Origin of the sequence: Streptomyces pratensis, from assembly GCF_037137275.1 — a bacterium.
Taxonomy (GTDB): domain Bacteria; phylum Actinomycetota; class Actinomycetes; order Streptomycetales; family Streptomycetaceae; genus Streptomyces; species Streptomyces pratensis_B.
Map to the genome: position 1 here is coordinate 222,226 of NZ_JBBBEN010000093.1, position 9,721 is coordinate 231,946.

At 74.2% G+C, this 9,721-nt stretch carries 10 protein-coding genes; 6 read left to right on the forward strand and 4 right to left on the reverse strand.

Going from position 1 to position 9,721, the window contains the following annotated elements:
- Positions 1-25: 25 nt before the first annotated feature.
- Positions 26-463 (forward strand): hypothetical protein, encoded by a 438-nt coding sequence (locus V9U70_RS20340; protein WP_336677529.1) that lies wholly within the window; start codon positions 26-28, stop codon positions 461-463.
- Between the two features lie 52 nt (positions 464-515).
- Here the strand turns inward: V9U70_RS20340 and V9U70_RS20345 are convergent, their stop codons facing one another.
- From V9U70_RS20345 to V9U70_RS20360, 4 genes are all read right to left on the reverse strand, one after another.
- Complete coding sequence (locus tag V9U70_RS20345; protein ID WP_336677209.1) at positions 516-1,127, reverse strand: Maf family protein; 612 nt, start codon at positions 1,125-1,127, stop codon at positions 516-518.
- 141 nt (positions 1,128-1,268) lie between these two features.
- Complete coding sequence (mmpB, locus tag V9U70_RS20350; RefSeq protein WP_336677211.1) at positions 1,269-1,397, reverse strand: morphogenic membrane protein MmpB; 129 nt, start codon at positions 1,395-1,397, stop codon at positions 1,269-1,271.
- A gap of 85 nt (positions 1,398-1,482) precedes the next feature.
- Positions 1,483-1,689 (reverse strand): acyl-CoA carboxylase epsilon subunit, encoded by a 207-nt coding sequence (locus V9U70_RS20355; RefSeq protein ID WP_336677213.1) that lies wholly within the window; start codon positions 1,687-1,689, stop codon positions 1,483-1,485.
- Positions 1,690-1,719: 30 nt separating this feature from the next.
- Entirely contained in the window at positions 1,720-3,300 is a 1,581-nt protein-coding gene (locus V9U70_RS20360; protein ID WP_336677216.1) for an acyl-CoA carboxylase subunit beta, read from the reverse strand.
- Between the two features lie 156 nt (positions 3,301-3,456).
- On the opposite strand from V9U70_RS20360, the gene V9U70_RS20365 reads away from it, so the two are divergent.
- From V9U70_RS20365 to hutH, 5 genes are all read left to right on the forward strand, one after another.
- Positions 3,457-4,320 (forward strand): biotin--[acetyl-CoA-carboxylase] ligase, encoded by an 864-nt coding sequence (locus tag V9U70_RS20365; protein ID WP_336677217.1) that lies wholly within the window; start codon positions 3,457-3,459, stop codon positions 4,318-4,320.
- Between the two features lie 199 nt (positions 4,321-4,519).
- Complete coding sequence (locus V9U70_RS20370) at positions 4,520-5,710, forward strand: adenylate/guanylate cyclase domain-containing protein (RefSeq protein WP_336677219.1); 1,191 nt, start codon at positions 4,520-4,522, stop codon at positions 5,708-5,710.
- Between the two features lie 199 nt (positions 5,711-5,909).
- On the forward strand, positions 5,910-6,722 hold the full coding sequence (locus V9U70_RS20375) for an enoyl-CoA hydratase/isomerase family protein (protein ID WP_336677221.1): 813 nt from the start codon (positions 5,910-5,912) through the stop codon (positions 6,720-6,722).
- An 87-nt stretch (positions 6,723-6,809) separates the two neighbouring features.
- Positions 6,810-7,964 (forward strand): GGDEF domain-containing protein, encoded by a 1,155-nt coding sequence (locus tag V9U70_RS20380; RefSeq protein ID WP_336677224.1) that lies wholly within the window; start codon positions 6,810-6,812, stop codon positions 7,962-7,964.
- Between the two features lie 175 nt (positions 7,965-8,139).
- On the forward strand, positions 8,140-9,690 hold the full coding sequence (gene hutH / locus V9U70_RS20385) for a histidine ammonia-lyase (RefSeq protein ID WP_336677226.1): 1,551 nt from the start codon (positions 8,140-8,142) through the stop codon (positions 9,688-9,690).
- Positions 9,691-9,721: the final 31 nt, after the last annotated feature.

The following is a 9,721-nucleotide window of genomic DNA, read 5'->3' on the forward strand; positions in this document are numbered from 1 at the left end:
CAGGTAACAGGAGGGTGGCGCCGTGTTGCGCAGACCGGTGGCGATCGTGGCCGCGCTCGTGCTGTTCGGGGAGGCGGCGGGCATCGTGTTCGTCAACGCCGTCCTGGCCACCGTCGCGGAGAACCAGAACATGTCGCTCGCGGGTCTGGACCCCAAGGCCATGTCCACCGGCACCTGGGCGATGGGCGGCGTGTCCGGCCTGCTGCTGCTCCTGTGCGGGCTGATCGCGCTGCTGACCGGGGTCCGTGACCGCGCGCCGGGACGCGTCGGGCGCATCACCCTGATCGGCTGTGCGGTCGCGCACGGGGTGCTCGGCGCGGTGGCCGTCGGCCTGGTGGGCTGGGAGGCCTTCGCGTTCCTGATGGGCGTCTTGGCCCTGCTGGTGTTCACGCTGCTCGCGTACGGCCCCGGGCCCCGCGCCGGCGGCGCCGTGGGCGACGGGGCGGCCCCGGCGGTGGTCTGAGCCGCCGCGCGGCCCCGGCCGGGGGCGCCGGGCCGGGGCCCGCATCTGCTGCTCAGACCCACAACTTTGTGACGGACACGTCCAGTTCGCCGAGCAGTCGGCGCAGCAGCGGCAGCGACAGACCGATGACGTTGCCGTGGTCGCCCTCGATGGAATCGACGAACGGCGCGGAGCGGCCGTCCAGCGTGAAGGCCCCCGCGACGTGCAGCGGCTCGCCCGAGGCGACGTAGGCGGCGACCTCGGCGTCGCTCGGCTCGCCGAACCGTACGACCGTGGAGGCCGTCGCCGACGCCGTGCGGCCCGTCGCCGTGTCGATCACGCTGTGCCCCGTCCGCAGGACCCCGGACCGGCCGCGCATGGACTTCCAGCGGGCGGTGGCCTCCTCGGCGTCGGCCGGCTTGCCGAGCGCCTCGCCGTCCAGCTCCAGCACCGAGTCGCAGCCGATGACCAGGGCCCCGGCCGCCGCGGGGCGCTCCGCGACCGCCGAGGCCTTGGCGCGCGCCAGGACGAGCGCCAGTTCGGCGGGGTTCGGCGCGGACAGGGCGTCCTCGTCGACCCCGCTGACGATCACCTCGGGGGCGAAACCGGCCTGCCGCAGCAGACCGAGGCGGGCGGGGGAGGCGGAGGCGAGCACGAGGCGGCGCTGATCAGTCATGCGGCCCATCGTAGAAGGGGCCGGGGGCGCCCGGGTCCGGCCGCGCTCACCGGTGCCCGCCCCTCCGGGACCGACCGCGCCCGGAGGGGCGGGAGCGCGCTGGGCGCGGTCGTGCGCTCGGCGCACAGAGGACGGCCGCCCCGGCAGGGCTCAGCGGGTGCCGATGACCAGCATCGCCACGAGCATCGCCAGGGCCAGCACGAGGCCCGCGCGACGCAGCATGGCCTGGGCGTCGCGCAGTTCCTTCGGAGGCCTGTTCTCGGGGTCGGACCACAGCATGCCTCCGATCCTGCCGCGCCGGCCGCCGATCCGCCTGAGTACGGGTACTCAAGCCGCCCCCGCGAGCGGGGGCGGCTCGCGGCGCTCAGACCGGCCAGTACGTCCGGGCCCAGGCCCGCGGGCCCGGCTGCGGGGGGCCCGTGCGCGCGATGCGCCCCGGGTCGGACCACTGCTCGGGCGGCATCGGCGCGCCGGAGGACACGGCGGAAGCCGCCGCGGCCCGCGCCCGGACCACCGCCAGGGCGGCGGCGAGCTCCTCGGGGGTGGGGTTGCCCCGTACGACCTTGATCATGGGCAGACCTTTCTGCGAGCGGGCCGACGGCTACAGGGGGATGTTGCCGTGCTTCTTCGGAGGCAGTGATTCCCGTTTCGTCCGCAGCTGACGCAGGCCCTTGACGATGTGGGCCCGGGTGTCGGACGGCATGACCACCGCGTCGACGTAGCCGCGCTCGGCCGCCACGTACGGGTTGAGCAGTGCGTTCTCGTAGTCCGCCATCAGCTCGGCGCGGGTGGCGTCGGGGTCCTCGGCCGCCGCGATGGCGCGCCGGTGCAGGATGTTCACCGCGCCCTGCGCGCCCATGACGGCGATCTGGGCGGTCGGCCAGGCCAGGTTGAGGTCCGCGCCCAGGTGCTTGGAGCCCATCACGTCGTACGCGCCGCCGAACGCCTTGCGGGTGATGACGGTGATCAGCGGGACCGTCGCCTCCGCGTACGCGTAGATCAGCTTCGCCCCGCGCCGGATGATCCCGCCGTACTCCTGGTCCACCCCGGGCAGGAAGCCCGGAACGTCCACGAAGGTGATCACCGGGACGTTGAACGCGTCGCAGGTGCGGACGAAGCGGGCCGCCTTCTCGCTGGCGTCGATGTCCAGGCAGCCGGCGAACTGCATCGGCTGGTTGGCGACGATGCCGACCGGGTGGCCCTCGACCCGGCCGAAGCCGGTGATGATGTTCGGCGCGAACAGGGCCTGGGTCTCCAGGAACTCGCCGTCGTCCAGCACGTGCTCGATCGCCGTGTGCATGTCGTACGGCTGGTTGGCCGAGTCCGGGATGAGCGTGTCCAGTTCACGGTCCTCGTCCGTCGTCGCGAGGTCCGCCTCCTCCGGGAAGGCCGGGGCCTCGGAGAGGTTGTTGGAGGGGAGGTAGGACAGCAGCGACTTGACGTACTCGATGGCGTCCTTCTCGTCGCCCGCCATGTGGTGCGCCACCCCGGAGGTGGCGTTGTGCGTCCGCGCGCCGCCCAGCTCCTCGAAGCCGACGTCCTCGCCGGTGACCGTCTTGATGACGTCGGGCCCGGTGATGAACATGTGCGAGGTCTGGTCGACCATCACCGTGAAGTCGGTGATCGCGGGGGAGTACACCGCGCCGCCCGCGCACGGGCCGACGATCAGCGAGATCTGCGGGATCACCCCGGAGGCGTGCACGTTGCGGCGGAAGATCTCGGCGAACAGGCCGAGCGCGGCGACGCCCTCCTGGATGCGCGCGCCGCCGCCGTCGTTGATGCCGATGACCGGACAGCCGGTCTTCAGCGCGAAGTCCATGACCTTGACGATCTTCTCGCCGTAGACCTCGCCGAGCGAACCGCCGAAGATGGTGAAGTCCTGCGAGTACACGCAGACCGGGCGGCCGTCGACCGTGCCGTAACCGGTGACGACGCCGTCCCCGTACGGGCGGTTCTTCTCGATGCCGAAATTGGTGGAGCGGTGTCGGGCGAACTCGTCGAGCTCCACGAAGGAGCCCTCGTCCAGCAGCAGCTCGACCCGCTCACGGGCCGTCAGCTTGCCCTTGGCGTGCTGCTTCTCGACCGCGCGGGCCGAACCCGCGTGCGTCGCCTCGTCGATACGGCGCGTCAGGTCCGCGAGCTTGCCCGCGGTGGTGTGGATGTCGCTTTGCGGCTCGGACATCGGGGGGCGGCTCCCTGCCTGGTCACGGTGGACGACGTCTGGCACCGGTCACGGGGGGACGGCCGGACGTCTCTCGGGCTCTGGCTACTGAGTCGTAGGGTAGCGGCGCGCCTACGGTTCGGCAGTGCGTCCTTTGCCACACCTAGGGTGGGTTGCATGACACCACCGGATACGCCAAGCAACCGCTGGTCGGACCTGGGCCGACCGCCCCTGAACGTGACCGCGCTGCGCCGGGGGCTGGTGCGGCCGGAGGCGTTGTGGAGCGCGCTGGAGGTCGTCCAGTCCACCGGATCGACCAACTCCGACCTCGCCGCGCGGGCGGACGCCCTGACCGAGGGCACGGTGCTGGTGGCCGAGGAGCAGACCGCCGGGCGCGGGCGGCTGGAGCGGACCTGGACCGCGCCGCCACGCTCCGGTCTGTTCCTCTCCGTCTACCTGGAGCCCGCCGAGGTCCCCGTCGAGCGCTGGGGCTGGCTGCCGCTGCTGACCGGAGTCGCCGCCGCGACCGGGCTCGCGAAGTCCGCCGGCGTCGACATGGCGCTGAAGTGGCCCAACGACCTGCTCACCTCGGTGGACGGCGAGGAACGCAAGGCGGGCGGCATCCTCGCGGAGCGGGCCGGGAACGGCGTCGTCATCGGCCTGGGCGTCAACGTCTCGCTGCGCGCCGACGAGCTGCCCGCCCCGGCCGCCGGGTCGCTGGCGCTCGCCGGGGCGGTCTCCACCGACCGCGAGACCCTGCTGCGCGCCGTCCTGCGCTCGCTGGAGCACTGGTACGGGCGGTGGCGGGCGGCGGGCGGCGACGCGGCCGCGAGCGGACTGCAGGCCGCGTACGCGGCGGGCTGCGCGACCCTCGACCGGCAGGTGCGGGCCGAGCTGCCGGGCGGCCGGAGCCTGGTCGGCGAGGCCGTCGCGATCGACGGGGACGGACGGCTGGTGCTCTCCACGGAGGGAGGCCTCCAGCAACCGGTGTCGGCCGGAGACATCGTGCACCTGCGGGGCGCCCGGGGCGGTCTGACCTGACGGGGAGCGCCCCCGCCCCGCGGCCGCGGCGGCGGACCCGGCGCCGGGGGGACGAGGAGCGCCCCGGGCCGGCTGTCGCGCGCGACGCACCCGCGACGGGCGGCCAAGGACGTGAGCCAGGGCACACCTGCCGTATCGTTGAGGCGATCCAGCGACAGATCGGCAGGGCAGTGCGCAGGGAACGGGCAGGAGGCGGCTGGTGACCGTCGGCGACACGACGTCCGGTGGAGGCGAGGAGCCTCCGGCGGACTCCTCGGCCCATGCCACACCGCACCACGAGGTCGACCACACGGCCGAGCCGACCGACGACCCCCTCGCGATCCGGCTCGAAGCGCTGATCCTCGGCGCGGACCGCCGCTACACCCCCTTCCAGGCGGCCCGTACCGCCGGGGTCTCCATGGACCTGGCCTCCCGGTTCTGGCGGGCCATGGGCTTCGCCGACATCGGCCAGGCCAAGGCGCTCACCGAGGCCGACGTCCTCGCCCTGCGCCGGCTCGCCGGTCTCGTCGAGGCGGGCCTGCTCAGCGAGCCGATGGCGATCCAGGTCGCCCGCTCCACCGGGCAGACCACCGCCCGCCTGGCCGAGTGGCAGATCGACTCGTTCCTGGAGGGCCTGACCGAACCGCCCGAGCCCGGCATGACCCGCACCGAGGTCACCTACCCGCTGGTCGAGCTGCTGCTCCCGGAGCTCCAGGAGTTCCTCGTCTACGTGTGGCGCCGCCAGCTGGCCGCCGCCACCGGCCGGGTCGTGCAGGCAGCGGACGACGAGGAGATGGTCGACCGGCGGCTCGCCGTGGGCTTCGCGGACCTGGTCGGCTTCACCCGGCTGACCCGGCGGCTGGAGGAGGAGGCGCTCGGCGAACTGGTCGAGTCCTTCGAGACCACCGCCGCCGACCTGGTCGCCGCGCACGGCGGTCGGCTCATCAAGACCCTCGGCGACGAGGTGCTCTTCGCCGCCGACGACTCCGGCACGGCCGCCGAGATAGCGCTCCGGCTGATCGAGGCGATGGCCCAGGACGAGTCGATGCCCGCGCTGCGCGTCGGCATCGCCTTCGGCACCGTCACCACCCGCATGGGCGATGTCTTCGGCACGACGGTCAACCTCGCCAGCCGGCTCACCTCGATAGCCCCGAAGGACGCCGTCCTGGTGGACGGGGCGTTCGCCAAGGAACTGGTCCGCCACGGCCAGGCCCCGGAGTCCGAGGCGCAGGCCGCGCAGGAGGCCGCCGAGCGTGCCCGGCGGGCCGAGAAGGAGGGCCGGGAGCCCGACGACGAGCCGCCGCCGCCCGCGTACCGCTTCGGGCTCCAGCCGATGTGGCAGCGCCCCGTGCGCGGGCTCGGCGTCGTGGAACCGTGGCTGCTGGCCCGGCGCGGCAGGCCCGGCGGCTGAGCCGTCCTCCGGCGCCCGGGCCGCGCGCCGCCGCCGGCCCCCGGTCGCGAGCGCCGGTAGGCCCGCCGCCGCGCCGCCGCCGCCGGCCCGCCCCCCGGCTCCCGTCCCGCTGCTCGTCTGTCGGTCCGACGGCCGTCCTGTCTAGGATTCCTGTCGGTTAACGCTCGTTGACCGGTGTCGTCTATCGACAGGGGTGCACATGACCGTCATGTCCGAGCAGCGGTTCGGGGAGTTCGTCGTCGTCCGGCGGCACGAGGGGCAGGAGCACGTCGCCGAGCTGGTCCTCGACCGGCCCAAGGCCATGAACGCCGTCTCCTCCGACATGGCCCGCTCCCTCACCGCCGCCTGCGACGCGCTGGGGGCGGACCGGGACGTCCGGGTCACCGTCCTCACCTCCAGCCACGACCGGGCCTTCTGCGTCGGCGCGGACCTCAAGGAGCGCAACTCCTTCACCGACGCCGAGCTGCTGCGCCAGCGGCCGACGGCCCGCGCCGCCTACACCGGGGTCCTGGAGCTGCCGATGCCGGTGATCGCGGCCGTGCACGGCTTCGCCCTCGGAGGCGGGTTCGAGCTGGCCCTGGCCTGCGACGTGATCGTCGCCGACGCCACCGCCGTGGTCGGCCTGCCCGAGGTGTCCGTGGGCGTCATCCCCGGCGGCGGCGGTACGCAGCTGCTCCCGCGCCGGGTGGGGGCGGCGCGCGCGGCCGAGCTGGTCTTCAGCGCCCGCCGGGTCGAGGCCGCGGAGGCCCGCGCACTGGGGCTGGTGGACGAGCTGGTCGAGGCCGGCCGGGACCGCGAGGAGGCCCTCGCGCTGGGCGGCCGGATCGCCGCCAACTCGCCGGTCGGGCTGCGGGCGGCCAAGCGGGCGCTGCGGCTGGGGCAGGGGCTCGATCTGCGGGCGGGCCTGGAGGTGGAGGACGCCGCCTGGCGGGCGGTGGCCTTCTCCGGGGACCGGGCGGAGGGGGTAGCCGCGTTCAACGAGAAGCGGCGGCCCGACTGGCCCGGCGAGTGACGCGATGGGAGCGAATATGGAGCAATTGACGCCATGACGTAGCCATTAAATTGATCAAAAATGAACAAATCTACATAGGCTGGAGGGATGGGTGGTGACGATGCACGGCTGAGGGCCGTGGTTTCTCTGGCGCAGGCCATGGCCGCGGCCTACACGCCGCGCGACTCGTGGCGGGCGGCGGCGCTGGGAGCCTGCTCCGCGCTGAGCGGCAGCTTCGCCGCGCTCTCCGTGTGGGAGCGGGACCGGGGCCGGCTGCGAGTGCTGGTGAACGCCGGGCAGCGGGCCGAGGGGGAGGAGGAGTTCCCCGAGGAGGAGGCCTATCCGGTCCACGAGTTCCCGGAGATCACCGAGTTCCTGCACGAGCGCTGGGCCGGCGGCGGCGAGCCCGACGCCTGGGTGGAGACCGCCGACGGCCGGGCCGGAGCCGGCGGTCCGGCGCGCGGCGCCCGCCCGTACTGCCACCAGCGGGTGGCGGCGCTGCGCCGGCGCGGCCGGGGCTGCTGCGTGGTCGCGCCGATCGTGCTGCACGGGCGGGCCTGGGGTGAGCTGTATGTGGCCCGGCCCGCCGGGCAGCCGGTCTTCGACCGGGCGGACGCGGACTTCGCGACGGTCCTCGCCGCCGTCGTGGCCTCCGGGATCGCCCAGACCGAGCGGCTGGAGGAGGTCCGCAAGCTCGCCTTCACCGACCCGCTGACCGGGCTGGCCAACCGCCGTGCGGTCGACCTCCGACTGGACGAGGCGGTCGAGCGGCACCGCGCCGACGGCACCGTCGTCAGCCTCGTGGTCTGCGATCTGAACGGCCTCAAGGCGGTGAACGACACCCACGGCCATGCGGTCGGCGACCGGCTGCTGGAACGTTTCGGCTCCGTGCTGTCCCGGTGCGGGGCGATGCTGCCGCGGGCGCTGGCCGCCCGGCTCGGCGGCGACGAGTTCTGCCTGCTGGCGGCCGGGCCCCCGGCCGACGCCGTGGTGGCCGCGGCCACCGAGCTGTGCGACCGCGCGGCGGTGCTGGAGCTCGGCGACGGGGTCGCCTGCGGGGTCGCGTCGACCGGCGATCCGATCGGACCGGTGCGCTCGGCCCGCCGCCTCTTCCGGCTGGCGGACGCCGCCCAGTACCGGGCCAAGGCCGCCCGCTCGACGAAACCGGTGGTGGCCGGACGGGACGGCGAGGTCCTCCGGCTCGCCGACTCCCCGCCCAGGCCCACCCACGACCGGCGCAGGCTGCGCGGCAACCACCCGTGAGCCCGGCGCGCCACCCCCCGTCAGTCCTGCGCCCCCTCCGTCAGCCCTGCGCCCACCCCTGTGTGCCGCCCGCTCCCGGGTCCGCCGCGCCGCTGTCAGGGGCCGGTGCGGCGGTAAGGGGTCCGGGGCGCATCGACTAGTGACACGCAGGGTTTCAATCCGTACGCTGCTGAATATGGATATGCACACTGTTGTGGTGGGGACGTCCAAGACCACCGCGGAGGACGTCGTCGCCGTGGCCCGCCACGGGGCCCGGGTCGAGCTCTCCGCCGCCGCCGTGGAAGCCCTGGCCGCGGCCCGCCTCATCGTGGACGCGCTCGCCGCCGCACCCGAACCGGTCTACGGCGTCTCCACAGGCTTCGGGGCCCTCGCCAGCCGCCACATCAGCCCGGAGCTGCGCGGCCGGCTCCAGCGCAACATCGTCCGCTCGCACGCCGCGGGCATGGGCCCCCGGGTCGAGCGCGAGGTCGTCCGTGCGCTGATGTTCCTGCGGCTCAAGACGGTCGCCTCCGGCCACACCGGCGTACGCCCCGAAGTCGCGCAGACCATGGCCGACCTGCTCAACGCGGGCATCACGCCTGTCGTCCACGAGTACGGCTCCCTCGGCTGCTCCGGCGACCTGGCCCCCCTCTCGCACTGCGCCCTGGCCCTGATGGGAGAGGGCGACGCGGAAGGGCCCGACGGCACGGTCCGCCCCGCCGGCGAACTCCTCGCCGCCCACGGCATCACCCCGGTCGAACTCCGCGAGAAGGAGGGCCTCGCCCTTCTCAACGGCACCGACGGCATGCTCGGCATGCTGGTCCTGGCGCTCGCCGACCTGAAGAACCTCTACACCTCGGCCGACATCACCGCCGCCCTCACCCTGGAGGCGCTGCTCGGCACGGACAGGGTCCTCGCGCCCGAGCTGCACGCGATCCGTCCGCACCCCGGTCAGGGCGTCAGCGCCGACAACATGCTCCGGGTGCTGGCCGGTTCGGGGCTGACGGGGCATCACCAGGACGCCGCGCCCCGCGTCCAGGACGCCTACTCGGTGCGCTGCGCCCCCCAGGTCAACGGGGCCGGACGCGACACCCTGGACTACGCGGCCGTCGTCGCCGACCGCGAACTGGCCTCCTCTGTCGACAATCCGGTGGTCCTGCCCGACGGACGGGTCGAGTCCAACGGCAACTTCCACGGCGCGCCCGTCGGGTACGTCCTGGACTTCCTCGCGATCGTCGCCGCCGACCTCGGCTCGATCTGCGAACGCCGCACCGACCGGCTGCTCGACAAGAACCGTTCGCACGGGCTGCCGCCGTTCCTCGCGGACGACGCGGGGGTCGACTCCGGCCTGATGATCGCCCAGTACACCCAGGCCGCCCTGGTCAGCGAGATGAAGCGGCTCGCCGCCCCCGCGTCCGTCGACTCGATCCCGTCCTCCGCGATGCAGGAGGACCACGTCTCCATGGGCTGGTCGGCCGCGCGCAAACTCCGCACCGCCGTGGACAACCTGGCCCGGATCGTCGCCGTCGAGCTGTACGCGGCGACCCGCGCCGTCGAGCTGCGCGCCGCCGACGGGCTCACCCCCGCGCCCGCCTCCCGGGCGGCCGTCGACGCGCTGCGGGCCGCCGGGGCCGAGGGGCCTGGCCCGGACCGCTTCCTCGCCCCGGATCTGGCCGCCGCCGACACGTTCGTCCGGGAGGGACGCCTGGTCGCGGCCGTGGAACCGGTCACGGGCCCGCTGGCCTGAGCCGTCCGGGGCCGGGGGCCTGCGGGAGGGC